Annotated in this window: 25 protein-coding genes and 1 tRNA gene; 18 read left to right on the top strand and 8 right to left on the bottom strand. The window is 62.9% G+C overall.

The genetic code is table 11. The annotated features are described in order from the left end of the window. Positions 1-4 precede the first annotated feature (4 nt). Both FHS54_RS05345 and FHS54_RS05350 read right to left on the bottom strand, forming a co-directional pair. On the bottom strand, positions 5-175 hold the full coding sequence (locus FHS54_RS05345) for a (2Fe-2S)-binding protein (protein WP_167302807.1): 171 nt from the start codon (positions 173-175) through the stop codon (positions 5-7). A gap of 53 nt (positions 176-228) precedes the next feature. Further along, the gene (locus tag FHS54_RS05350; protein WP_167302808.1) at positions 229-1,473 is read right to left on the bottom strand and encodes a DUF418 domain-containing protein; all 1,245 of its coding nucleotides are present in this window, start codon (positions 1,471-1,473) and stop codon (positions 229-231) included. Between the two features lie 226 nt (positions 1,474-1,699). On the opposite strand from FHS54_RS05350, the gene FHS54_RS05355 reads away from it, so the two are divergent. Then, entirely contained in the window at positions 1,700-2,470 is a 771-nt protein-coding gene (locus tag FHS54_RS05355; protein WP_167302809.1) for a methyltransferase domain-containing protein, read from the top strand. Between the two features lie 35 nt (positions 2,471-2,505). On the opposite strand, the gene purL is transcribed toward FHS54_RS05355, so the two are convergent. Continuing rightward, positions 2,506-4,695, bottom strand: coding sequence for a phosphoribosylformylglycinamidine synthase subunit PurL (gene purL / locus FHS54_RS05360; protein WP_167302810.1), 2,190 nt, complete (start codon positions 4,693-4,695; stop codon positions 2,506-2,508). Between the two features lie 178 nt (positions 4,696-4,873). Here purL and FHS54_RS05365 point away from each other — a divergent pair, with 178 nt between their 5' ends. Next, positions 4,874-5,236, top strand: coding sequence for a DUF805 domain-containing protein (locus FHS54_RS05365; RefSeq protein WP_425057299.1), 363 nt, complete (start codon positions 4,874-4,876; stop codon positions 5,234-5,236). 61 nt (positions 5,237-5,297) lie between these two features. Here FHS54_RS05365 and FHS54_RS05370 read toward each other — a convergent pair whose 3' ends face one another. After that, positions 5,298-5,678, bottom strand: a complete 381-nt coding sequence (locus FHS54_RS05370; protein WP_167302812.1) for a hypothetical protein — start codon at positions 5,676-5,678, stop codon at positions 5,298-5,300. Positions 5,679-5,848: 170 nt separating this feature from the next. On the opposite strand from FHS54_RS05370, the gene FHS54_RS05375 reads away from it, so the two are divergent. The 6 genes from FHS54_RS05375 (at position 5,849) to FHS54_RS05400 (ending at position 10,763) form a co-directional block, all read left to right on the top strand. Further along, positions 5,849-6,109, top strand: a complete 261-nt coding sequence (locus FHS54_RS05375; RefSeq protein ID WP_167302813.1) for an exodeoxyribonuclease VII small subunit — start codon at positions 5,849-5,851, stop codon at positions 6,107-6,109. Positions 6,110-6,120: 11 nt separating this feature from the next. Continuing rightward, positions 6,121-7,029 (top strand): polyprenyl synthetase family protein, encoded by a 909-nt coding sequence (locus FHS54_RS05380; protein WP_167302814.1) that lies wholly within the window; start codon positions 6,121-6,123, stop codon positions 7,027-7,029. Position 7,030: 1 nt separating this feature from the next. Beyond that, positions 7,031-7,543, top strand: a complete 513-nt coding sequence (coaD, locus tag FHS54_RS05385; protein WP_167302815.1) for a pantetheine-phosphate adenylyltransferase — start codon at positions 7,031-7,033, stop codon at positions 7,541-7,543. A 95-nt stretch (positions 7,544-7,638) separates the two neighbouring features. Then, positions 7,639-8,391: a peptidylprolyl isomerase gene (locus FHS54_RS05390; RefSeq protein ID WP_167302816.1), complete on the top strand. Its 753-nt coding sequence runs from the start codon at positions 7,639-7,641 to the stop codon at positions 8,389-8,391. Between the two features lie 24 nt (positions 8,392-8,415). Next, a complete protein-coding gene (queA, locus tag FHS54_RS05395) occupies positions 8,416-9,450 on the top strand; it encodes a tRNA preQ1(34) S-adenosylmethionine ribosyltransferase-isomerase QueA (RefSeq protein WP_167302817.1) in 1,035 nt (344 codons plus the stop codon). Between the two features lie 173 nt (positions 9,451-9,623). Then, positions 9,624-10,763 carry an acyltransferase family protein gene (locus FHS54_RS05400; protein ID WP_167302818.1) on the top strand — a complete coding sequence of 380 codons (1,140 nt, stop codon included), beginning with the start codon at positions 9,624-9,626 and terminating at the stop codon, positions 10,761-10,763. 87 nt (positions 10,764-10,850) lie between these two features. On the opposite strand, the gene FHS54_RS05405 is transcribed toward FHS54_RS05400, so the two are convergent. Beyond that, positions 10,851-11,783 (bottom strand): DUF2171 domain-containing protein, encoded by a 933-nt coding sequence (locus FHS54_RS05405; protein WP_167303555.1) that lies wholly within the window; start codon positions 11,781-11,783, stop codon positions 10,851-10,853. A 215-nt stretch (positions 11,784-11,998) separates the two neighbouring features. Here FHS54_RS05405 and FHS54_RS05410 point away from each other — a divergent pair. The 3 genes from FHS54_RS05410 to FHS54_RS05420 all read left to right on the top strand — a co-directional run bounded on the left by FHS54_RS05410 (position 11,999) and on the right by FHS54_RS05420 (position 13,649). Further along, positions 11,999-12,074 (top strand) — tRNA-Ala (locus FHS54_RS05410). A gap of 72 nt (positions 12,075-12,146) precedes the next feature. Beyond that, complete coding sequence (locus FHS54_RS05415; RefSeq protein WP_167302819.1) at positions 12,147-12,917, top strand: NUDIX hydrolase; 771 nt, start codon at positions 12,147-12,149, stop codon at positions 12,915-12,917. 3 nt (positions 12,918-12,920) lie between these two features. Further along, positions 12,921-13,649, top strand: a complete 729-nt coding sequence (locus tag FHS54_RS05420) for an extensin-like domain-containing protein (RefSeq protein ID WP_167302820.1) — start codon at positions 12,921-12,923, stop codon at positions 13,647-13,649. Positions 13,650-13,658: 9 nt separating this feature from the next. Here FHS54_RS05420 and trpE read toward each other — a convergent pair whose 3' ends face one another. Further along, positions 13,659-15,185: an anthranilate synthase component I gene (gene trpE / locus FHS54_RS05425; protein ID WP_167302821.1), complete on the bottom strand. Its 1,527-nt coding sequence runs from the start codon at positions 15,183-15,185 to the stop codon at positions 13,659-13,661. A gap of 1 nt (position 15,186) precedes the next feature. Continuing rightward, positions 15,187-17,136 (bottom strand): peptidylprolyl isomerase, encoded by a 1,950-nt coding sequence (locus FHS54_RS05430; protein WP_167302822.1) that lies wholly within the window; start codon positions 17,134-17,136, stop codon positions 15,187-15,189. Between the two features lie 195 nt (positions 17,137-17,331). On the opposite strand from FHS54_RS05430, the gene tpiA reads away from it, so the two are divergent. The 3 genes from tpiA (at position 17,332) to FHS54_RS05445 (ending at position 20,354) form a co-directional block, all read left to right on the top strand. Continuing rightward, positions 17,332-18,075 (top strand): triose-phosphate isomerase, encoded by a 744-nt coding sequence (tpiA, locus tag FHS54_RS05435; protein ID WP_167302823.1) that lies wholly within the window; start codon positions 17,332-17,334, stop codon positions 18,073-18,075. A gap of 166 nt (positions 18,076-18,241) precedes the next feature. Then, a complete protein-coding gene (gene secG, locus FHS54_RS05440; protein WP_167302824.1) occupies positions 18,242-18,634 on the top strand; it encodes a preprotein translocase subunit SecG in 393 nt (130 codons plus the stop codon). Positions 18,635-18,722: 88 nt separating this feature from the next. Next, positions 18,723-20,354, top strand: coding sequence for a CTP synthase (locus tag FHS54_RS05445; protein WP_167302825.1), 1,632 nt, complete (start codon positions 18,723-18,725; stop codon positions 20,352-20,354). A gap of 45 nt (positions 20,355-20,399) precedes the next feature. On the opposite strand, the gene FHS54_RS05450 is transcribed toward FHS54_RS05445, so the two are convergent. Beyond that, positions 20,400-21,533 (bottom strand): PQQ-dependent sugar dehydrogenase, encoded by a 1,134-nt coding sequence (locus FHS54_RS05450; protein WP_167302826.1) that lies wholly within the window; start codon positions 21,531-21,533, stop codon positions 20,400-20,402. Between the two features lie 195 nt (positions 21,534-21,728). Between FHS54_RS05450 and rimP the strand changes: the two genes are divergently transcribed. The 4 genes from rimP (at position 21,729) to FHS54_RS05470 (ending at position 24,893) form a co-directional block, all read left to right on the top strand. Then, on the top strand, positions 21,729-22,253 hold the full coding sequence (gene rimP / locus FHS54_RS05455; protein WP_167302827.1) for a ribosome maturation protein RimP: 525 nt from the start codon (positions 21,729-21,731) through the stop codon (positions 22,251-22,253). Between the two features lie 12 nt (positions 22,254-22,265). After that, positions 22,266-23,837 (top strand): transcription termination factor NusA, encoded by a 1,572-nt coding sequence (nusA, locus tag FHS54_RS05460; RefSeq protein WP_167302828.1) that lies wholly within the window; start codon positions 22,266-22,268, stop codon positions 23,835-23,837. A 6-nt stretch (positions 23,838-23,843) separates the two neighbouring features. Then, complete coding sequence (locus tag FHS54_RS05465) at positions 23,844-24,092, top strand: tautomerase family protein (protein ID WP_167302829.1); 249 nt, start codon at positions 23,844-23,846, stop codon at positions 24,090-24,092. Positions 24,093-24,236: 144 nt separating this feature from the next. Continuing rightward, on the top strand, positions 24,237-24,893 hold the full coding sequence (locus FHS54_RS05470; protein WP_167302830.1) for a DUF448 domain-containing protein: 657 nt from the start codon (positions 24,237-24,239) through the stop codon (positions 24,891-24,893). Positions 24,894-24,897: the final 4 nt, after the last annotated feature.

The following is a 24,897-nucleotide window of genomic DNA, read 5'->3' on the forward strand; positions in this document are numbered from 1 at the left end:
ATTGTCAGACAGAAGCGCGTTCCGTGGCGATGATCGTGCGGGCGAAGGGGACGCACTGGCCGCATTTGGGACGGCGACCGAGGCGGGCATAGGCGCTGCACGGCGTGTCGGCACCGCCGCGCACGGCTTCCTTCAAATCCTTTTCCCGAATGGCATTGCAGATACAGACAACCATCGACTTCTCCTGATTCGGAGATAGCGTAGATGATAATAGCTCGCAATAGACTTTTAACTGCTCTTGCGAATCTTTTGCGGCTTCCCTCGTGCCAGGCTGCGCCACAGCCATTCCGCTGGCCCCATGGCGAATCGCGACAGCCAAGGCGCTGACCACAATAGCATGACCAGCCATGCGCAAAGCAGCAGCAATGGAAACTGCACGGGGCGCAGATGCGCGAAGAACCCCAGGCCCCAGCCATAGAATATGGCGCACATGACAAGGCTGGTGCCAATATAGTTGCTGAGCGCCATCCTCCCCACCGCAGCGATCCTCAGGACAAGGGGGCGATCCCGGTGCCGGGCAAACAGCCAAAGGATCATCGCCGCCCAGCCAACGGCCAGCGGTATGCGGAACGGGAAGGACCATGCCAAGGCCGCGCCGTAGGAGGACAGGACGGGGAAACCGCTCAGGATCAGCCATGCGGCAAGGCCAGCCATCGGCACAAGTCCGATGAGGAAACAGTGGATGGCGGTCCGCTTATAGTGATCAGGATCCCAACGGCCGGTCAAAAATCCGCCTTTCATCATGGCCATGCCCATCAGCATGAAGCCCAATGTGTCGAGCCCGTTGAACAACAGGCCACGGGGCCATTCGTCCGCAAAAAGAGCCAGGTGATGGCGCAGGATGACACCGAAACCGCTGCGATAGGTCTGTATGTCCGACTGGATCGCGGGGTGGCGCAGGTCGGTGAATGATGCGGCGAAGCTGGCATAGCCTTCGCGCACCGATTGGGCCGCGCCCGGACTCGCCGCCGCGTCGGCCCATCCATAAAGGCTGACGATGGAAAGCGTGCAGATAAGGAAATGCGCGAGAAAGAAGAGGAAGGCCCATTTCATGAGCGAAAGCGGCTCTTTCCCGACGAAGGGGAGGGCGGCAATCCCCACCAGCGCATAGATCATCAATATGTCGCCCCACCAGAGCAGCAGATAATGGGCGAGGCCGATCAGGAACAGCCAGGCGGCGCGGATCACCTGCACCTTGCGCCCGTCGCGCCCGGCCAGTTCCTCCCGGTCGATCAGCAGCAGCATCGATGCCCCGAAAAGGATGGAGAAAAGCGCCCGCATCTTGCCGTCGAACAATAGAAAGCTGATCAGCCAGAACAGCGCATCCCCGGCGGACAGCGCCCCCCCCGCGCGGGGATTGAAATAGACCGCCTGCGGCAGGGCGAAGGCGGTGATATTCATCCACAATATGCCCATGACCGCGCAGCCGCGCAGCACGTCCATGGCGGGAATGCGAAAGGATGGGGCGCTCATGCGACGGGCGTTCCTTGAAGACACTGGCAAAGCGGGCTTTGCTCTGCCATGCGACTAGTGGATTGATTTTGACATTTGCATCCCGCTGGCCGGATAGGAAGGTCGCAAATGTCAAAATCGCAAAATCCACTAGATTCATATAGTTGCTAGTGGTCCTGAGAGATTCTGACATTTGCTCACCACCTAGCCGATAGATATGCCAAATGTCAGGATCGGACCACTAGCCATGAACAGCCGTCGCAAGCAACGGATAAGCGAAGCATTCGGCGCTGCCGCCGCCCGCTATGACGATCATGCGGGGCCGCAACGCGCTGCGGCAGCGCTGGTCGCCGATCTGGCCCAGCGGCAGATGCCGGGGCCGGTGGAACGCATCCTGGAAATCGGTTGCGGGACCGGCCTGCTGACCCGTGACATTCAGCGGCGCTGGCCCTCTGCCGAACTGGTGGTTACGGACCTGTCCCCCGATATGCTGGCCAGAGCGGCGAAGGGCGGGCTGGTCGCCGGCACGTTCCTGACCATGGATGGAGAAGCGCCGGCGTTTGAGGGGGAATGGTTCGACCTCATCCTGTCCAGCCTGGCCTTTCAGTGGTTCGAGCAGCTGGAAGACGCCATCGCCCGCCTGACGGGTCTGCTGCGACCGGGGGGGAGCCTGATCTTTTCGACGATGGGCGCGGGCAGCTTCGCGCAATGGCGAGCCGCGCATGCGGCGTGCGATCTGGTCCCCGGCGTCCCCGCCTATCCCGGCCTGGATGACCTGCGCGCGATGTTGAGCGCCTATGACGATGCGTTCGCCTTTGACGAGGATTATGCGCTGTCCTGTGGCGGTGCGCGGGGACTGATCGCGCATTTGAAAGGCATAGGCGCGGTGGTGCCGGGCGATGGCAGAAAGCCGCTGCCGCCCGGACAGTTGCGCCGGGTGATGGCAGCGTTCGACCAACACGGCGGCGATGACGCCTATCAACTGCTGTTCGGTCGGGTCACTCGTCCGAAAAACTGACGGGCTCGCATTGGGGCTCGTTCGCTGATGGACGCTTAAAGTTCAGCGTCCATCAGGTTCGGGAAAAAGCCTTCATGCGCGTTGCGCAGGTCGCTGAGCGCCACGCCATCCACGGTGTTGCCGCCGGTCGTGCCGATCCGAAGCCCGCCTACTATGTCCACACCCTGTGGAGCGGTGACGACGTAACGGCCCTGATCCTCGCCAAAAGCGGCGGCGGTGGTGAGTGCAACGGTCAGTTCCGCGCCGATCCCGCCCGCCAGCGCCATTTCCGCAATCGTGACCAGCAGGCCGCCGTCGGCAATATCATGCACGGCGTTCACCTTGCCGTCCGCGATCAGGCCGCGAACGACGTCCGCATTGGCGCGCTCGGCGGCCAGGTCGACCTTTGGCGCGTCGCCCGCTTCCCGGCCCGCAATTTCCCGCAGCCAGATCGACTGGCCCAGATGCGAACCCAAAGATCCCTCGGTGCTGCCGATCAGCCAGATGGCGTCGCCTTCATTCTTGAAGGCCACGGTCGCCATGACATCGACGTCCTTCAACAGGCCGATGCCGCCAATCGCGGGCGTCGGCAGGATCGCGGAGCCGCCACCGGTCGCCTTGGATTCATTGTACAGGCTGACATTGCCCGACACGATCGGGAAGTCGAGCGCACGGCAGGCGTCGCCCATGCCATCAAGGCAGCCGGTGAACTGCGCCATGATCTCTGGCCGCTGCGGATTGGCGAAGTTGAGGCAGTTGGTAACGGCCAGCGGCGTCGCGCCAACGGCACTGATGTTGCGATAGCATTCGGCGATGGCCTGCTTCCCGCCTTCATAGGGGTCGGCATAGCAATAGCGCGGGGTGCAATCGGTGCTGATTGCGATACCCTTTTGCGAACCATGGACCCGCACCACCGCTGCGTCGCCACCCGGTCGCTGCACCGTGTCGGCGCCGACCATATGGTCATATTGTTCCCAGATCCAGCGGCGGCTGGCGATGTCCGGCGACCCCATCAGCTTCACCAGATCCGCGCCGATGTCGCTGCTTTCGGTGATGTCGCCCAGCGGTTCGACGCCGGACCAGACCTTATATTCGTCCTTCGGCATCGACGGACGGTCATAGAGCGGGGCGTCGTCGGCCAGCGGCGCGAGCGGGATGTCGCACACGACCTCACCCTTATGCACCAGCACCATGCGGCCCGTGTCGGTCACTTCGCCGATCACCGCAAAGTCCAGTTCCCATTTGCGGAAAATGGCTTCGGCAAAGGCTTCCTTGCCTGGCTGGAGGACCATGAGCATGCGCTCCTGGCTTTCCGACAGCATCATTTCATAAGCTGTCATGCCGGTTTCGCGCTGCGGCACCATGTCCATGTTGAGCTGGATGCCGACGCCGCCCTTGGACGCCATTTCGACCGAGGAGGAGGTGAGGCCAGCCGCGCCCATGTCCTGGATCGCGACGATCGCGTCCGATGCCATGAGTTCAAGGCAGGCTTCGATCAGCAGCTTTTCGGTGAAGGGGTCGCCGACCTGCACGGTCGGGCGCTTGGCGTCGGCGTCGTCGCCAAAGTCCGCCGACGCCATGGTCGCGCCATGGATGCCGTCGCGGCCGGTCTTGGAACCGACATAGACGATCGGATTGCCGATGCCGGACGCCGCCGAATAGAAAATCTTGTCCGTGTCCGCGACGCCGACGGTCATCGCATTGACCAGGATATTGCCGTCATAGGCCGGGTGGAAGTTCACTTCCCCACCCACGGTCGGCACGCCGACGCAATTGCCGTAGCCGCCGATGCCGTGCACCACGCCGCTGATCAGATGCTTCATCTTGGGATGGTCGGGCCGGCCAAAGCGCAGCGCGTTCATGTTCGCCACCGGGCGCGCGCCCATGGTGAACACGTCGCGCAGGATGCCGCCCACGCCCGTCGCCGCACCCTGATAGGGTTCGATATAGGACGGGTGGTTGTGGCTCTCCATCTTGAAAATCGCCGCCTGGCCATCGCCGATATCGACGACGCCCGCATTTTCGCCGGGGCCGCAAATGACCTGCGGTCCTTCGGTCGGCAGCTTCTTCAAATGAATGCGGCTCGACTTGTAGGAACAATGTTCCGACCACATGACCGAAAAAATGCCCAGTTCCGTCAGGTTCGGCTCGCGACCGAGGGCGTTCAGAACGCGGTCATATTCTTCCGGCGAAAGGCCATGCTCGGCGACGATTTCCGGGGTGATCTGGGTGGCTGCTGTCGACATGAGCGCGCCTTTAGCCGGGGCGCGGCAGATAGACAATCCTTGCGCGCGCGTGCCGGACAAAACATGGTAGGAAATGCAGGTTCAATTAGGCCGGGGAGAGTGCAGGATGGAATGGATGCTGTTGCCACTACGCCGCTACGCGAAATTTTCCGGGCGGTCCCGGCCAAAGGAATATTGGATGTTCATCCTGTTCCTGATTCTGTGTTTCATCGCGGTTGGCATCGTCGAAGGGATGCTGGGCCTTGGCACCACTGAACATTGGGCGCGCCGCGGCGATTGGTGGTTCGATACCGGCTATCGCACCAAAGGCGGGCCGTTGACCGGGTTGTTCGGCCTGGCGGTCCTGATTCCCTGGATCGCCGTGGCGGTGCGGCGCTTGCACGACACCGACAGGAGCGGTTTCTGGCTGCTGATCCTCTTTTTCCCGATTATCGGCAGCCTGGTCCTGCTCGTTTTCTTCATCATGAGCGGGACGCGCGGCCCCAATCGCTTCGGGCCGGACCCGGTCGAGGTGGGCGAACCCGAATTAGTGAAAAGCTGAATTGAAAAAGGCCGGGCCTCCACTGGGGAGACCCGGCCTGGAAAAACCGGATTGGCCGGACTTACGCCTTGCAGCTAAGCGCGTCCTTGCCCGGAACGGTGACGGTGATCTGCTTGCCGGCGCCTTCGACCGAATAGCCTTCTGCGGTGAAGGGTTCGCCGGGGTTGGCAGCGACCAGCTTCGTGGGCGCGCTATCCCTTTTCAGGCGCAGGTTCGCGGTCTTGTCGTCGCTCATGAAGTCGACGAAAATCAGGCTGTTGTCCTTGCAGCGATATTGGTGGCTTTCCTTCACCGAAGGGGGCAGCTCAACCGGTGCGGCATTGGCAAGCTGCTGCGCCATGGGATCGGCGGGGCCGCCCACGACTTCGGGTTCATCATTCTGGTTGCAGGCGGACAGCAGGCTGAGCGCGGCGACGGTGATCAGGGGGAGATAATATTTCATAGCGGTCCTTCTATGTGCATCTGCCACAGCGGGCGTCAACGCAAAACTGGCAAAATTCCGCCAGCGCCGTGGCCAGGAGTCATGACATTTTCGTGACGCAGGCGAACTAATGGGCGGGTGCGGGCGCAGCGGGCTTGACCGCGCGGGCGACGGTCGCCAATGCAGGACCTATGGCCGAAGAGAGCATGACCCAGGCGGGCGACACGTCTCAATTGTCTTTCGAGGATGCTCTGCGCGCCCTTGAATCGATTGTCCGCCGGTTGGAAAGCGGCGACGTCCCGCTGGACGAATCCATCTCGCTCTATGCGCAGGGTGAAGAATTGCGGAAACGGTGCCTGGAAAGGCTGCAGGCGGCTGAGGCGCGAATCCAGAAGCTGACCGTCGATCCCAACGGGGTCGTGACGGGCGCCCAGCCGTTCGGCGCGGACTGAGCGCGCTGGGCATGGAGGGCGTCATTTCGGGTACGGCGTTGGTCGCCAGCCGCTCCGCCGCCGTCGCAGCGGAGGTGGATCGGGCATTCGACGCTCTGCTGACAGTCCCCGACGATCCGCGCGCGCGCCTGTATGAAGCCATGCGGCATGCGGCTATCGGCGGCGGCAAAAGGCTGCGCCCCCTGCTGGTGCGGGCCGCCAGCGACCTGTTCAACATATCGCGCGAATCGGCGCTGCGGGTCGGCCTGGCGGTCGAATGCATCCATGTCTATTCGCTGATCCATGACGATTTGCCGGCGATGGACGATGACGACCTGCGCCGGGGCAAGCCGACCATCCACAAGGCATTCGACGAAGCGACTGCGATCCTGGCCGGGGACTGCCTGCACGACCTGGCGTTTCAGCTGCTCGCTGACGAGGAAACCCATCCCGACCCGTTCGTCCGCATCGAACTGGTGAAAGCGCTTGCCGCCGCCAGCGGGCCTGCGGGCATGGCGGGCGGGCAGATGATGGACCTGGAAGCGGAGGGGGCGAGCTTCGACCTGGCCACCGTCACCCGGCTGCAACAGCTCAAAACCGGCGCGCTCATCGCCTTTTGCGTCGATGCCGCCGCGATCATGGCCCGGATCCCGTCCGAAGGGCGCACCAGCCTGCACGGCTATGCCCGCGATATCGGGTTGGCGTTCCAGATCGCGGACGACCTGCTCGATGTCGAAGGCGACGTAGCGGTCGCGGGCAAGGCATTGGGCAAGGATCAGGCGGCAGGCAAGGAAACCTTTGTATCCCTGCTGGGCGTCGAACGGGCGCGCGAACAGGCACGGATACTGGTCCAGCAGGCAAAGGCGCATCTCCACGCGCATGGGACGCAAGCCGACCTGCTGCGCGCCATCGCCGACTATATCGTGGAAAGGGATCGCTAGGATGAGCAGGCAAAGGGTGGGGGTCTACCCCGGCACGTTCGATCCGATCACGCTGGGCCATATGGACATCATCCGGCGCGGGGCGAAACTGGTCGATAAGCTGGTGATCGGCGTCACCACGAACATCGCCAAATCGCCCATGTTCTCCGACGAGGAACGGTTGGAAATGGTGCGGCGCGAATGTGCCGACGTCGATGCGCAGATCGTCGTTACCGGCTTTAACTCGCTGCTGATGGACTTTGCCGAATCGCAGGGTGCCAACGTCATCATCCGTGGCCTGCGCGCCGTGGCGGATTTCGAATATGAATATCAGATGGCGGGCATGAATCAGCAGATCAATTCCCGCGTCGAAACCGTGTTCCTGATGGCGGACGTATCGCTGCAACCGATCGCGTCGCGTCTGGTCAAGGAAATCGCGCTCTACGGCGGGCCGATCCACAAATTCGTCAGTCCGCGTGTTGGTGAGGAAGTCGTCGCGCGGGTCGCCCATATCGGGCGCAAGGACGGCAAGTAAGGACGCCGCTCAGGCTTCGTTCAGTTGCCAATCGCGAAGAGCGCGTTATCAGGGCCACATCGCCTTATCGGGCACATATCAGGGAATGCTTATCCATGCGGTTCACGTCGGCGATCAAGACCGTGGCGATCGGTTTCGCTTTCTATGCTTCCAGCGGCGCAGCTTTGGCGCAGGCGGGACAGGGTGCCGACGCGACCAAGAAGGCCGAGGCCGCCGCGCGCGCTGAGCAGAACGCCAAGACCATGGGTCAGGACGTCGCCGTCAAACTGCCGCCAGCAACCGTTCCCGCCGATCCTGAGAATATCTGGGATCTGGACCTGTCCAGCGGCGGGCGCGTGCGCATCCAACTGCGTCCCGACATCGCGCCCAACCATGTGGAGCGAATCAAGCAGCTCACGCGCCAGGGCTTTTATAACGGCCTGAAGTTCCACCGCGTCATTCCCGGCTTCATGGCGCAGGGCGGCGATCCCAAGGGCGACGGCACCGGCGGATCGACGCTGCCCGACATCGCGGCGGAATTTAATCCGATGCCCCATCTGCGCGGCACCGTTTCCATGGCCCGCGCGCAGGAAGAAAATAGCGCCAACAGCCAGTTCTTCATCGTGCTGCTGCCCCGCATGCAGCTCGACAAGAAATATACCGTCTTCGGTCGCGTGATCGACGGTATGCAATATGTCGATGCGATCACGCCGGGCGAGCCGCCCGCCAACCCGTCCGTCATTTGGCAGGCGTCGATCGAAAGCGACGGGAAGCCGCCGATGACGGCGCTGCCGACGCCGCCTGTTCCCTCGGTTGCCACTCCGGCGGTTGCCGCCCCGGCGGGCAAGAAGGCGGCAAAGCGGAATTAATCCGCCACACCGGGCGGCTTCATCATGCGCGTTGATCTGTTCGATTTCCACCTGCCGCCTGAGTCGATCGCGCTCCGTCCGGCCTCACCACGCGATTCCGCCCGGCTGATGCTGGTCGCGGGGGATGCGCCGATTCAGGATCGGATCGTGCGTGACCTGCCGTCGATGCTGCGCCCCGGCGACATGCTGGTGTTCAACGACACCAAAGTCATTCCGGCGCAGCTGGAAGGGATGCGTGGGCAGGCAAAGGTCGGGGCGACGCTGCACAAGCGGCTGGGGCTTCGCCAGTGGCAGGCTTTTCTCCGCAATGCCAAACGGGTGCGCGACGGGGACAGGATCGACTTTGGCGCGGGCGTGACCGCCATCGCCGGACCTCGCGATGAAGAAGGCGGCTGCACCCTCAGTTTCGAAGGCGACGATCCGGTCGAGCTGTTGCTGGAACGGGCAGGGCGGATGCCCTTGCCGCCCTACATCGCCAGCAAACGGCCCACGGACGCGCGCGACCGCAGCGATTATCAGACCATGTTCGCGCGCGAAGACGGCGCGGTCGCCGCGCCGACGGCGGCGTTGCACTTCACGCCCGACCTCATGGCTGCGCTGGGCGAAGCCGGGATCGGGTCGGAAACGCTGACGCTGCATGTCGGCGCGGGCACCTTCCTGCCGGTCAAGGCCGAGGATACGGACGACCACCGCATGCATGCGGAATGGGGTCGGATCGACAAGGACACAGCCGACCGATTGAACGCGACCCGCGCGCGCGGCGGTCGCCTGATTGCCGTGGGCACCACCAGCCTGCGCCTGCTGGAAAGCGCGGCGGATGATCAGGGCCGCATCCACCCCTTTGCCGACGAAACGCGAATCTTCATCACGCCGGGTTATCGCTTCCGCGTCGTGGACGGGCTGATGACGAACTTTCACCTGCCCAAATCGACATTGTTCATGCTGGTCAGCGCGTTGATGGGGCGCGACCGGATGCAGGCGGCCTACGCCCACGCCATCGCGCAGGGCTATCGCTTTTATTCCTACGGCGATTCCTCGCTGCTGCTGCCCCAAGCGTAACGGCGCAAGCAGCGCGACGTATCTCTGCGCGCACCCTGTCAATTTGTAGCATCGATGACTATTCGGGCTGACCATCCAACGAGAAATTGCGGTTATTCTGTTCCGCCCGCAAACCGGTTCTTTCCGAACGACGGGAGGTAGCCTTACCCTCCCGCAGTTTCGAAGGGGCTTTCATGGCTGAACTGGGCAGCAACAATCCTGCGCTGGCGGGGGAGACATATCAGCGCACCACAGTTGACGCTGCGATGGCCAGGCCAGCCGCCCCTGCAAAGGCCAAGGCTCGGGAGTTCAACCATACAGTGCATGGGCTGCGCGGGGTGGCGGCAATGATGGTCTTCTTCGCGCATGTGCTAAGTGGGGTGGCCGAAAATATCTATGCAGGGGACCCTTCCTATTCTGCCCTTGTCGAAGGGCCTGGCAATTTTGGTCGTTGGGGTGTGTGGCTGTTCTTCGTGATCAGCGGCTATGTCATCTTGCCCAGCGTGCTGCGTTATCTGCCGGGCGAGTTCGCGCTGCGCCGCTTCTTTCGGCTCTATCCGCTATTCTTTGCCTTTTCGCTGCTGTTCATCGCGCTTAACGCCGCCAGCAACGCCTATCCTGAACTGAATTCGCCATGGACCGTCGTGCCTGGCCTGCTGATGATCAACCTGTTGACTCAGACCCAGCAACTCACTCCCAATGCGTGGAGCCTGAGCTATGAGGTGCTATTCTATGCCCTGGCCTGCGCGATCGTGCATTTCGCGGTGCGGCGGCGCAGTTTACTGGAAACGCTGCCCTTTGCGCTGTTCGCCATTGCATTACTGTGCCGCTATCCCGCCATGGCGTTCTTCCTCGCGGGTATCGCCGCGCGCCTGCTCGACGATCGTAACATCCGGCCAGCTCCTGGTCCGCGGATCGTCCTGGAGATGCTTGCCTTTGCCGCATGTGTCTACTGCGCGTCGGTCAGGCATTACACCTTTCTGCCGGAGGACCTTGGCGACTGGAGGACTTATGGCCTGTATGTGGCGACCGCGCTTTTTTTCTACATGGCCATTGCGCGCGGTAGTCTGACGTCACGCCTGCTTGACCGGCCTGCGATATTGTATCTCGGCACGGTAAGTTACAGCCTCTACCTTGCGCACCCCTATTCCTACCTGCTGATGCGGAAGGGTTTCGCGCAATTCGGGCTGTTCAGCGACAATTGGCTGTTGTCGGTGACCGTTTTCATGATCGCAGTCATGGCCGTCACTCTGGCGATCACCCATGTCGTCTACCGGGTGCTGGAGCGCTATCCTTATCAATGGTTTTTTCACGAGCGGGTATTCCATCGCTGAACGCTTCAGCGTGGTGCCGCCAAGAAATCGGAAGGCCCGGCGCTGCCGCCGGGCCTCCCTTCATCTCACCTATTACCCGATCACTGTTCAGCGATAGCGGCTGGCCTGCCCCTGGGGATTGCCAGAGCCGGAGCCTTGCGCGCCCCAGCCACCACGATCGTCCTGGCTTCCAAACATGGCATTTTGATCGCGCTCAGTGCGCCACGCGGTATGGGCTTCGTCCGCCGTTTTCTCGATAGTGACCTTTTGCGCGTCCACGGACCGAATCCACGAAGACGGGATGGAATGATGCATGCCATCGGCGTCCTCGTCGTTCTTCGTCAGGATGATGCGATCACCGCTCAGCTTGTCGACGGTGCCGACATGTTCGCCGTCGCTGCCCACGACTTCCATATGTTCGCGCACCTGCTGGACCGCCTGCCGCTGTTCACCGCGTTTCGTCCGCCAGCTGCCAAATTCCTGGTTGAACCGTTCGCGATGTTCCCGCTGATATTCCGAATAATCGCGGTCCAACTCATCGATGCGCTGTTTCCGCCACGCATGATAATTGGCGTCATGATGCTCGCCATAATCCTGCGAAGGACCAAAGGAGCGGATGCGGTTGCCGTGATCCTCGCTGCCATAACCACTGCGTTCGCCCGCAAAGGGCGCATAGCCCCGATTGGGCAGATATTGGCGGCTGCGCGCGGCGGAGGCATATCCCATCCGGCTGCTTTCATCGCGTGGATCGCCATAGGGGCGATTGTAATATTCGTCATATTCGCGGCGGCGTTCCGCCTCTTCATCGCCGAACCAGCTGCGGACCTCGTCGCCCGCCCGGTCGAAAAATCCGCGATCGTCCGGGTCATAATCCTCGCGGCCACGCCGATAGTCCGGTCCGCCAAATTGTCCCCGCGTTCCGTAGCGGGACTGGCGGTCATCTTGCCAGTCGCGCTGCCCGCGATAACGATTGGACCCTCTGTCCCAATCACTGCGGCTGCGATCCTGTTCGCCATAGCGCCGTCCGTCTTGATAGCCCATCATCTTTCTCCTTTGCTCTGGAATCTCCCTCGATGCCGAAGGGGCCATTGCTGCACCAATGAGTGGTAGGACGCATCGTTCCGGCCGTTACGCGTCGGTAATATCCGCGATGATGACCGGTCTGCCGATGCTGAAGGCCGCAAGGCAGACCGGCTTTCCGGGCGCAAAAGACCGTTGCAAGGCTTTTGGCGCTCGCTTATAGCCAGCGCTCCTTTGGGGCCGTAGCTCAGCTGGGAGAGCGCGTCGTTCGCAATGACGAGGTCAGGGGTTCGATCCCCCTCGGCTCCACCATTTCCCCCGTCCAGTGACCGGGAGATGGCAAATATTTTGCCGCAGGTGCTTTCCTGACCTAAGGCGACATCCATGTCTCGAAATGTTGGTGAAGGCCGCCCTGCGGCAACGGTAGTGATCGTCCGCGACATGCCCGGATCGCCGCCGCACATCCTGATGATGGAGCGGGCGGCGACCATGGCCTTTGCGGGCGGCGCGCTGGTCTTTCCGGGCGGCGCGGTCGATGCGGCGGATCGCGCCCTGGCCACCGGGATTGCGAAAGATGGCGACGCGGACGACATGGCCGCCCGGATTGCGGCTATCCGCGAAACGCTGGAAGAAAGCGGCCTGGGCATCGGTTTCACGACGCCCCCGGCTCCGGCGCAACTGATGGACATGCGCGCTGCCCTGGCGGCGGGGGAGAGTCTGGCCGCTATCGCCGATGCGCATGGGCTGGAGTTCGCGCTGGATCAGCTGGTGCCCTTCAGCCGCTGGCATCCGGCGGCGGCTGAACATGTGACGCGCATTTTCGACACGCGCTTCTATCTGGTGCGCGCGCCCCGCGATCAGACCCCAAGCGTGGACGCGACCGAAAATGTCAGGCTGTTCTGGAGCGCGGCGGGTGACACCATCGCGCGCTGCGACGCGGGGCAGGGGCGCATCATCTTTCCGACGCGGCGCAATCTTGAGCGGCTTGCGCTCTTCGACAGCTTTGACGCCATGGCGGCGCACGCATCCTCCACGCCAATCGAAATGGTGCGGCCCTGGATAGAGGATCGGGCGGGACAGTCCCACCCCTGCATCCCGGAAAATATCGGATATCCCGTGACTGCGGAACCCTTGGGCGGGGTCCGGCGTGGTTAGCCTATGCGTCGCGTTCATGCCCTTGCCCGCTGGATCGTCATTATTGGCGCGATCCTGTCATTGCTGCTGGTCGGCTATGCCTATCTGAGCAAGCGACCGCAGGATCTTCCCTGGACCCCGCTCGACCTTTCGCAGCCGGTGGGATTGTTCACCGGGCGCAAACTGGCGGCATTGGGACCATCGCCGGACCAGTGCCGCGCGCTTCTGGACCGGGCCGGGGTCGCCTACACGGCGATGCCGCCGACCGGCAGCGGGCAGTGCCATTATAGCGACGCCGTGCGGCTGAAGGGCGGTGAAGACGCCATCCTGTTATCGCCCGCCTCGGTCGCGCCAGCCTGCCCGGTGGCCGCCGCGTTGAAATTATGGGAATGGCACATCGTGCAACCCGCCGCGCAGCGCCATTTCGGGCAGCCGGTCAGGACGATATCCCATTTCGGGTCCTTCAGCTGCCGTCGCCTCTATGGCCGGTCGGAAGGCGATTTTAGCGAACATGCGACTGCCAACGCCATCGACATCGCCGCCTTCGTCCTGGAGGATGGACGGCGCGTGAGCGTGGTGAACGACTGGACCGGCGATGACAAGGATGCCGCCGCCTTTTTACGCAGCGTCCGCGATGGCGCGTGCAGCCTTTTCTCCACAGTCCTGTCGCCCGACTATAATGCCGCGCACCGCGATCATCTTCACCTGGACCAGGCGGATCGCGGTGACTTTGGCTGGCGAGCCTGTCGATAGGCCCGTCGCTTATTGGCCGAACCGCGATTCCCGCGCCAGCGTGACCGCCTCCCGCGCGGCGGCCAGCAGCGCACGGCTTTTCGCCTCGCATTCCCGCTGCTCATATTCCGCCGTCGAATCGGCGACGATGCCAGCCCCAGCCTGCACATGCATGACGCCATCCTTCAGGACGGCGGTGCGCAGGACGATGCAGCTGTCCATATTGCCGTCCGGTCCGAAATATCCGACCCCACCCGCATAGGCACCGCGTGTTTCCGGTTCCAGTTCGGCGATGATCTCACAGGCGCGCACCTTGGGCGCGCCCGATACGGTTCCGGCGGGGAAGCCCGCGAAAAGGGCGTCCAGCGCATCCTTGCCGGGGGCAATGCGACCGACCACGTTCGACACGATGTGCATGACGTGGCTGTAGAATTCGACCGTGTAGCTGTCGGTGACCGTCACAGTCCCGGCCGCCGCGACGCGCCCCACATCGTTGCGGCCCAGGTCCAGCAGCATCAGATGTTCCGCGCGCTCCTTGGGATCGGCGAGCAGGCTTTCGCGGTTAGCCGCGTCCTCGACGGCGGTCTTGCCGCGCGGACGGGTGCCCGCGATGGGCCGGATGGTGACTTCGCCATCCCGCGCGCGCACCAATATTTCCGGGCTTGACCCGATCAGCGCAAAGCCCGGCAGGTCGAGATAATAGAGGAAGGGGGACGGATTGATCCGCCGCAGCGCCCTGTAAAGCGCGATCGGCGGCAGGGTGAACGGGCTGGTAAAGCGCTGGGCCAGCACCACCTGAAATATATCACCCGCGACGATATAGTCCTTCGCCCGTTCGACCATCGCGGCATAACGGCCCGGCTGCAGGACGGGCGTGACTTCGACATCGGCGATTTCTACTGGCGGCGGCAGGCTGGGCAGCGGCGCGGCCAGTCGCGCGGCGGTTGCGTCGATCCGCTCCAGCGCCGCGTCAATCGCTGCGTCCGCATCCTGATAGCTGCCCTTCCACACCGGTGCGACCAGGAACAGGGCGTCCGCCAGCCGGTCGAACACCAGGATGACGGTGGGCCGCACGAACAGCATGTCGGGCAGTTCCAGCGGGTTGGGCGACGGGCGGGGGAGTTTTTCCACCAGCCCAACTGTCTCATAACCGAAATAGCCGACCAGGCAGGCGAGCGCTGGCGGGAGCGCCTCGTCCAAATCGGCCCGGCATTCGGCGACAAGCGTGCGCAGGGCGTCCAGCGCGCCTTCCGGCTCAGCGACAAAGGCGTCCCGGTCGGTCGCCCATTGGCGATTGATTTGCGCCTTTTCCCCTTGGGCGCGGAACACAAGGTCGGGCGCAAGGCCGATCAGGCTGTACCGCCCGCGCACCGCGCCGCCCTCCACCGATTCCAGCAGAAAGTCGCCCCGGTCGGGTTCGAACAGCTTGAGCGCGGCGGAAATGGGCGTGTCGGTGTCGGCAATCTGGCGACGCCATACCAGTGCGGACCTGCCATCGGCCAGCGCCGCGCGCGCGCTGTGAATGCCGCTACCCGGCACGTCCTGCGCGACCGCCATATTATTGAGCGCCGCTATTGGTGCTGGCGAGCGCGCGCTGCACGTCGGCGACAGCGGTGGGGCTGCGTTCCACGTCCAGTTCCTTTTCAACGGCGCGGACGAATTGCTGCGCATATTCCTGGCCGACGACATCGCCCAGCTGGCTGCGCACCTGATTGACCAGCTCCGGCTGATCGCCTGCGTCGCCGCGCTTGATGCCGTTCAGCTGCACGACGAAATAGCCGCGATCCTGCCCGATCGGCAGTGTTTTCACGCTGTTGGCCGCCATTGAAAAGAGGATCATGACCTCTGCCGGGGGACGCTGTCCATCGCGCAGCATGTCGGCGCGGCGACCGCCCACGACCTGGGGCGCGGGCAGTCGTACGCCTGCCGCGGAAACGGCCTCGGCCAGCTTCATGCCCTTGGCCACCTTGTCACGGATCTGCTCCGCCAGCGCCTTCGCCTTCTCGTTGCCCTTTGCCAGCTTATACTGCAGGACGACCAGCTCCTTGACCTTCGCCAGCGGCGGCGGAGCGGCGGCCCGGATTTCGGCGGGCGCGGCCAGCGCATAACGCTTGTCCGGGGTGATCGGGATCAGCTGCGCATCGTCATCCTGGCTCATTTGGAAGAGCGGAGCGAGCAGGGGCTGGACGTCGGCTGCGGCCTGATAGGCCTGATCTTCGACCTGCTTGCCGGTCGCCAGCAGAAACGGCGTGGTTTCAAGCTTTAGGCCATTGTCCTTCACAACTTCTTCGAAGCTGCCGCCGTCGGCAATCTCATCTTCGATCTTGTCGGTGAACTCGGTCAGCAGGCGCTTTTCCTTCTGCTCGCGCAGCGTCGCCGCAATATCCTGCTTCACCGCGGCCAGCGGGCGGGCAGGGACTGTCTGAACCGCCGTCACCCGCAGCAACAACCAGCCCAGAGGCGCGCGGATCGGCCCGATCAAATCACCCTGCTTCGCGCTGAAACCAGCGTCCGCAACGGCGGCGGACGATGTCGACGCCAGCGCCTGGCGGCTCTGGTCGGGCAATGTGGAAACAGCAAGACCCGTGTCCTGCGCGGCGGCGGAAAGCGATTTGCCCGCCTTCACCTGCGCGGCAATCGCCTTGGCCCCCGCCTCAGTGGGCAGGATCAGCTGTTCAAAGCTGCGGCTTTCCTTGGCGGCGTAATTGGCCTTGTCCTGATTATAGGCGGCTGCGATTTCCTGGTCCGTAGGCTGCGCAGCCTGTGCGAAGCGTTGTCCATCAATGACGGCGTAACGAATGCGCCGCTGTTCGGGGATGGTGAAGCGCGCTGCGTTCGACTTGTAAAAATCGTTCAGCTGGGCTTCGCTAGGGTCCTTGATGTCGTTGAACGCCACTGCCGGAACGGCGGCAATCGTACCCTGCCGTGATTCCAGCAGAAGCGACGCATAGGGCAGCACCAGGCTGTCGGACAGCTTCACGCCCAGGCCAGCGGGTGCCAGCATCTGACGTTCCAGAACCTCGCGGCTGATATCGTCGCGCAACGCCTGTTCGGTGATGCGTTCGCGTTGCAGCAACTGGCGGAAATTATCCTGGCTGAAATTGCCTGCCGCATCCTGAAAAGCGGGGATTTGCGCAATCTGCGCGTCCACCAGCCGCTTGGAGATATGCACGCCCTGATCCTGCGCATATTCCTTCAACGTCATGGCCGCGACCAGCTGGTCGTAAATCTCGCGGGCCGCGCCCTGGCCAAGAAATTCGGTGATCTGAAGTTCAGGATTGGCGCGCCGGGCATTTTCGAACACGCGCTGAACCCGTTCCTGAAACGCACTCAGCGTCAGGCGGGAACCGCCCGCCTTTGCCACTGTCGCGCCGCCGCTCGCGGAGGACCCGAAATTGCCGCTGCTAATGTCGCCCAGGATGAACGCCGCCGCGATGACGCCCAGGAACAGCAGCGCGAAAACCGCGCCGAATTTCGAATGGATGAAACGGCGAAAGGATGAAAGCATGGCGGAAAAGTCCAGAAAGCTGCGGCTGGGTGGCGGCCCGCTTTAAGGGCGGATCGTCGTTGCGGCAAGTGCGCCGTGGGCTGCGAGGCTGGACAAATGACGGAGCGCCGTTCATCGCCATGCCCAGCTGGCCAGAGGTTTCATCGCCCATGTCCGGCGACGTGCAGCAATATTATAAAATGAGGTATCGGATCGATGGGCAGGCGAAAGCTGGTTGCCGGCAATTGGAAGATGAACGGCATGAAAAGCCATCTGGCGGAGATCGAGGCGATTGGCCGCATCGCCGCCGAACGGCCGGTGGTAGAGGTGGGGATATGCGTGCCCGCCACCTTGATCATGGCGGCGGCGGAACGCAAAGGCGGCGCTTTCATCGGCGCGCAGGATTGCCACATGAACGCCAGTGGCGCGCATACTGGCTGCCTGTCGGCGGATATGCTGGCTGAAGCCGGGGCGGAATATATCATCGTCGGCCATAGCGAACGGCGGGAAGCCCAGGGCGAAAGCGATGCGGACGTCGCGGCCAAGGCGTTGGCGGCCAAAGCCGCTGGGCTGAAGGTGATATTGTGCGTGGGCGAAAGCCTGGATGTGCGGGACGCCGGCAATGCTGAAGCCGTGGTGTGCGATCAGCTGCTCGCGTCCCTTCCGCAAGGCGCTGCGGCGGATTGGCTCGCCATCGCCTATGAACCGATCTGGGCCATCGGCACGGGCCGCATTCCGACCATGGAGGCGGTCGCATCCATGCACGCCGCCTTGCGCGCGGCGCTTGCCAGCCGCATCGGCGCGCATGAAGCCGACGCCATGCGAATCCTCTATGGCGGTTCGATGAGCGGCGACAATGCGGCGGAGCTGATGGCGATTCCCGACGTCGATGGCGGGCTGGTCGGCGGCGCGAGCCTGACGGCGGCCAAGTTCGGCCCGGTGATCGCCGCAGCGGGCTGAACCCGCGCTGCTGTTGAAAATCTAACGGGCCGGAAAGCCGCTTAACCCGGCACTCCGGCCCGTTAGATGGCATGAATAGACGGGGAAGGGCGCGCCCCCGGTTGCCCCGGCGACCCTTCGCCGCTATGGGCTGCGCAACATTCTTTTTGCGGACAGATATCGGCGCATGTTCACCTTCATCCTCGTTGTCCAGGCCATTGTGGCCGCCCTGCTCGTCACCGTCATCCTGATGCAAAAGTCGGAAGGCGGCGGACTGGGCGTCGGCGGCAGCCCGGCTGGCTTCATGTCGGCGCGCGGCGCGGCGGATTTCCTCACGCGCTCGACCACTGTTCTGGCGACCATTTTCGTGCTGCTGTCGATCGTGCTGGCCGTGATCGCGTCGGTCCAGCATGCGCAGACTGATATCGATATGTCGCTGGTGAAGCAGGCGCCTGTGGCTCCCGCCGCGCCCGCGCCCGCTGCAGGCACCGCCGATCCGCTTGCAGGCGCGGCTGGCGCGGCCAGCAATGGTCAGGCAGGCAGCAATGCCAATGACGGTGCGGTTCCGCTCGCCAACTGACTTTCTCACTTAATTTCGATCTTTTTTGCTCGTGCGTGGATTCGCGCGCTTGCCCAACTTGTTTGTAAAAGGCTAAGCCTCCTCTCCCATGGCGCGGTATATTTTCATCACCGGCGGCGTGGTCTCCTCGCTTGGCAAGGGCCTTATGGCCGCATCGCTCGCAGCACTGCTGCAGGCGCGAGGTTTCCGTGTGCGCATTCGGAAGTTCGACCCTTATCTCAACGTCGATCCGGGCACGATGAGCCCGTATCAGCATGGCGAAGTCTATGTGACCGATGACGGGGCGGAAACCGACCTCGACCTTGGCCATTATGAACGGTTTACGGGGGTTTCGGCCCGCCAGTCGGACAATGTGACGCAGGGCCGCGTCTATCAGACGATCATCCAGCGCGAACGGCGCGGCGATTATCTGGGCGCGACGGTGCAGGTCATTCCGCACGTCACGGACGAGATCAAGGCATTCGCCACCGCCGACACGGAAGACCTGGACTTCGTGCTGTGCGAAATCGGCGGGACGGTCGGCGATATCGAATCGCTGCCCTTCATGGAAGCGATCCGCCAGCTGCATAACGATCTGGATCGCGGCCAGTCGATCTTCGTCCATGTAACGCTGGTGCCGTTTATCGCGGCGGCGGGCGAGTTGAAGACCAAGCCGACCCAGCATAGCGTCCGCGAATTGACCTCACTCGGCATTCAGCCCGACATTTTGCTGTGCCGCTGCGAACATCCGCTGCCGGACAGCGAAAGGCGCAAGATCGCCCTGTTCTGCAACGTCCGTCCCGAAGCGGTCATCCCCGCGCTCGACGCGAGCAGCATCTACGCCGTCCCGACGCAATATCATGCGGAGGGGCTGGACGAAGAAGTCTTGCGCGCCTTCGGCATCGGGGATGCGCCCAAGCCATCGCTCGACCGCTGGCTGGACATCATGGACCGGCAGCAGAACCCCGAAGGCGAAGTGACGATCGGCGTCGTTGGCAAATATGTCGGCCTGCCCGATGCGTATAAATCGCTGTACGAGGCGCTGACCCATGGCGGCTTTGCCAATCGGGTGAAGGTGAAGATCAAGTGGATCGACGCCGAATTGTTCGAGAAGGGCGATGATGTCGCCGCCAACCTTGAACCGATGCACGGTATTCTGGTCCCCGGCGGCTTTGGCGTGCGCGGATCGGAAGGCAAGATCGCCAGCGTCAAATTCGCGCGCGAACGCAATGTGCCCTTCTTCGGCATCTGCCTCGGCATGCAGATGGCCTGCATCGAAGGCGCGCGGAACACGGCGGGCATCCCCGACGCTTCGACCACCGAATTTGGCGAGACGTCAGAACCTGTCGTTGGCCTGATCACCGAATGGATGGGCAAGGAAGGGTTGCAGAAGCGGACGGCTGAAACCGATCTGGGCGGCACGATGCGCCTTGGGGCCTATCCGGCGAAGCTCACCGGCAACAGCGTCGTCGCGGGCATTTATGGCACGGATGAGATCAGCGAACGGCACCGCCATCGCTACGAAGTGAACGCCGGTTATCGCGAGCCGCTGGAAAAGGGTGGCCTGATCTTTTCGGGCATGTCACCCGACGGCACGCTACCCGAAATCGTCGAACGCCCGGATCATCCGTGGTTCGTCGGCGTGCAGTTCCACCCGGAACTCAAATCCAAACCCTTCGACCCGCACCCACTGTTCGCCAGCTTCATCGAAGCGGCGGTCAAGCAGAGCCGGTTGGTGTAACCGCAACGGCCATATGTCATCCCCCCATCGCCGATGGGGGGTAGGTCAACCCGCAGGCGTCAGCTTCAACAACCGCCCCTGCGACCCGCGCCCGCCATCCTCCAGCAGCCAGAGCGCGCCATCGGGGCCTTGCTCCACCTCCCGAATCCGCGCGCCCATATCCCATTGGTCGGCCTTCGACGCATTCTCCCCATCCAGTCTGACCCGCACCAGCGCCTTGCTCGACAGGCCGCCGATGAAGAGCGAATTTTTCCACTGCGGAAAAAGATCGCCTGAATAATAGAGCAGCCCGGTGGGCGATATGACCGGATTCCACGACAGTTTGGGCGCTTCGAAACCGTCATGCGGGCTGTGATCCGGGATCGGCGCGCCGTCATAATGGTCGCCATTCGACGCCTTGGGATATCCATAGTTGAGGCCCGGCTTGATCAGGTTCACCTCATCGCCGCCCTTCGGCCCCATTTCCTGTTCCCACAGTCGCCCGTCCTTGTCGAACGCTATGCCCAGCAGGTTGCGGTGGCCATAGGACCAGACCGCAGGATGAAATCCCTTGGCGGTCAGCGGATTGCCCGCCGCAGGGGTGCCGTCCAGGTTCAGCCGCAACAGCTTGCCAAGCGTGGCCTTGGGGTCCTGCGCCGGGTCGAACTTCTGCCGCTCGCCATTGGTGAAGAACAGGTGGCGGCCATCGGGTGAAAAGGCGATGCGCCCCGAATAATGGCCGTCGCCGTCGACATAGGGCGTGGCGCGGAAAATGGTCTGGACGTCGTCCAGCGTGGTCGCCCCGTCGCTCGCCTGGTTGAAGATGCCGGTGGCGAGCGCAACGCCCTTGCCCCCCGCGCCACGTTCGGAAAAGCTGAAATAGACCGTCTTGTTCTGCGCGAACTGCGGATGAAGCACGACATCCATGAGCGCGCCCTGACCGGCGCTATCGACCTTGGGAATGCCCCCGATCGGAATCTTCGTCCCGTTCTTCGGATCGAAGAGGATCATCTCACCCGTCTTTTCCGTGATCAGCGCGCGACCGTCCGGCAGGAACGTCATGGCCCAGGGCGAATCGAAGTCGGCGACGATGGACGTTTTGAAGGGGAGAGAGGCTTCCGCGCTATTCTGCCCCGTCGCATTATCGGACGAACAGGCGATGAGAATGAGGGGCAGGGTAGTGATCAGCGCACGGTTCATCTGGGCCTCCGTTCACCCAAGCTCTGCCCGAACGGGTCGGGTGCCCACCACATCAAAATTCCCCAGCACGAATAATGTTGCAGCATTATCGCATCCTGCCTATATCGCCCTTGCTTCCTTACATCGTCAAACATGTCAGGGTCGCGGGCGGGAACGCCTGCGGCGCGGGAAGTCACATATTTTGTTGGAGACTGCATGGCGGACATCGCCGAACTGACCGCGCTGATCGAACCGGAGGTGAAGGCCCTCGGCTTCGACCTCGTGCGCGTGAAGCTGTTCGGGTCCGGTGACGAACATACGCTGCAGATCATGGCCGAACGGCCAGATACGAAGCAGCTCGTCATCGAAGATTGCGCCGCCATTTCGCGCCGCTTGTCGGACGTTCTGGATGAAGTCGATCCGATTGAGGAAGCCTATCGGCTGGAAGTCAGCTCGCCTGGCATCGACCGGCCACTGACCCGCCTGCACGACTTCATGGAATGGGCCGGGCATGAGGCGAAGGTTTCGACGACGGAGATCGTCGCGGGACGCAAGAGCTTTCGTGGATCGCTGAGAGGCGTCGAAGGCGATGACATCCAGTTCCACGATAATAAGGCCGGGGATGTCGCCATCCCCTTCGCGCTGGTCGGCGATGCCAAGCTGATACTGACCGACGCACTGATTTCTGCTAGCATGCCGCTCTCCTCCGATGGGGCGGACGAGTTCGAAACCGAAGAGTAAGGGTTCACGACCATGGCCAACGCCATTTCCGCCAACAAGGCCGAGCTGCTCGCCATCGCGAACAGCGTCGCCACCGAAAAGATGATCGACAAAGCGATCGTCATCGAAGCGATGGAAGACGCGATTCAGCGCGCCGCCCGGGCGCGCTATGGTGCGGAAAACGACATTCGCGCGAAGCTGGACCCCGAAAGCGGCGACCTGCGCCTGTGGCGTGTGGTTGAGGTGGTCGAGGCTGTTGACGACTATTTCAAGCAGGTTGACCTCAAGCAGGCGCAGAAGCTGAAGAAGGACGCCGTGGTCGGCGACTTCATCGTCGATCCGCTGCCCCCCATCGACCTTGGCCGCATCGACGCGCAGTCTGCGAAGCAGGTGATCTTCCAGAAGGTCCGCGACGCCGAGCGTGAGCGCCAGCATGAAGAATTCAAGGACCGCGTGGGTGAAATCATCACCGGCGTCGTCAAGTCGGTCGAATTCGGCCATGTCGTCGTGAATCTGGGTCGCGCCGAAGGCGTGATCCGCCGCGATCAGCAAATCCCGCGCGAAGTCGTCCGCGTCGGCGATCGCATCCGTTCGGTCATCCTGAACGTGCGCCGCGAAAATCGCGGGCCGCAGATTTTCCTGTCCCGCGCGCACCCCGAATTCATGAAGAAGCTGTTCGCGCAGGAAGTGCCCGAAATCTACGACGGCGTGATCGAGATCAAGGCCGCCGCCCGCGATCCGGGCAGCCGCGCGAAGATCGGCGTCATCAGCCGTGACGGCTCCATCGATCCCGTCGGCGCCTGCGTCGGCATGAAGGGCAGCCGCGTGCAGGCCGTCGTGCAGGAAATGCAGGGCGAAAAGATCGACATCATCCCCTGGAGCGAAGACACGGCAACCTTCGTCGTCAACGCGCTGCAGCCTGCTCAGGTCTCCCGCGTCGTCATTGATGAGGAAGAAGAACGCATCGAAGTCGTCGTTCCCGACGATCAGCTGTCGCTCGCCATTGGCCGTCGCGGCCAGAATGTCCGCCTCGCCAGCCAGCTGACCGGCAAGGCCATCGACATCATGACCGAAGCCGACGCGAGCGAGAAGCGTCAGAAGGAATTCGTCAGCCGTTCCGAACTGTTCCAGAACGAACTGGACGTGGACGAAACGCTGTCGCAGCTGCTGGTGGCCGAAGGCTTTGGCGAGCTGGAAGAAGTTGCCTATGTCAGCATCGACGAACTGGCATCGATCGAAGGGTTTGACGACGATCTCGCCGCCGAACTGCAGAATCGCGCGCAGGAAGCGCTCGACCGCCGCGAAGCTGCAGCGCGCGAGGAACGTCGCGCTCTGGGCGTCGATGACGCGCTGGCCGAAATGCCGCATCTGACCGAAGCCATGCTGGTGACGCTGGGCAAGGCGGGCATCAAGACGCTGGACGATCTCGCCGACCTTGCGACCGACGAACTGATCGCGAAGAAGCGCGTCGATCAGCGCCGTCGCCGCAGCGAAACGTCTGAGGACAAGGGCGGGATTCTCGCCGAATATGGCCTCAGCGAAGAACAGGGCAATGAAACCATCATGGCCGCGCGCGCCCACTGGTTCGAAGGCGAGGAAGCCTAAGCCTCCATGCCCTTTGTCGACATCCGTCTGGCCGGAAACGCCACCCATGAACAGAAAGCGGCCATCGTCGCCGACGTTACCCAGTCGCTTGTGCAGCGGCTGGGGAAGTCGGCTGCTGCCGTGCAGGTGGTGATTTCGGAGGTTTCGACGGAAAATTACGGATCGGGCGGCTTGCTGATCTCTGACCGGCCCGTTGCTGCCAAGCCTGGGTCAAGTGCAGGGGAGGACGCCCATGCTGCGGTCACTTCCCGATGAGAGGCTAAGCGCTCCACTAGCGTTAAAGGACAGCCGTGCTCCTGCGAAGGCAGGAGCCCAGCCCAGAGGGTGCGTGCGCCCGCAACGGTGGAACCACATTCCTCCCTTCGCAGCTATGCGAGTTGCATTTGCGGAGGCGCGCACATGACCGAACGCAAATGCATCCTTTCCGGCGACCGCGCCGACCCGGACATGCTCGTCCGCCTTGCTTGCGGTCCCGATGGCCAAATCCTGCCTGACATTCGCGCCAAGGCACCGGGCCGTGGCGCGTGGATCGGCGTTTCCCGCGCTGAACTGGAACAGGCGCTCACCAAGGGTAAGCTCAGGGGCGCACTGGCCCGCGCGTTCAAGACCGGGGACTTGCAGATTGTTGAAAATCTGCCAGCCCTGATTGAGGATGGGCTGCGCAAGGCGCTGCTCGACCGGCTGGGGCTGGAAGCGAAAGCATCCATGGTGCTGACCGGGTCCGAAAAAATCGACGTCGCCTGCCGCAAGGGCATGGTTGCGCTGCTGCTCCACGCGGCTGACGCCGCTGCCGATGGCAACCGCAAATTGGACCAGGCATATCGGGTGGGACGGGAAGCGGAAGGAACGGATTTGTCCGGTATCGTCTTGCCTGTGGACCGCAATGCCCTATCTATGGCAATGGGGCGAGATAATGTCGTCCATATCGCAGTGACCGACTCGCGTGCCGCGTCGCGTCTGCGTGCGGCCATCGGCCGCTTGGAAAGCTATCTGGGTTGCGCTACCGGGACGCCAGTGCATGGGGAGCAGGACTCCGCCGGTGCGCTGGACGCCTGAAGAG

Source organism: Sphingobium vermicomposti (genome assembly GCF_011762025.1).
Taxonomy (GTDB): Bacteria; Pseudomonadota; Alphaproteobacteria; order Sphingomonadales; family Sphingomonadaceae; genus Sphingobium; species Sphingobium vermicomposti.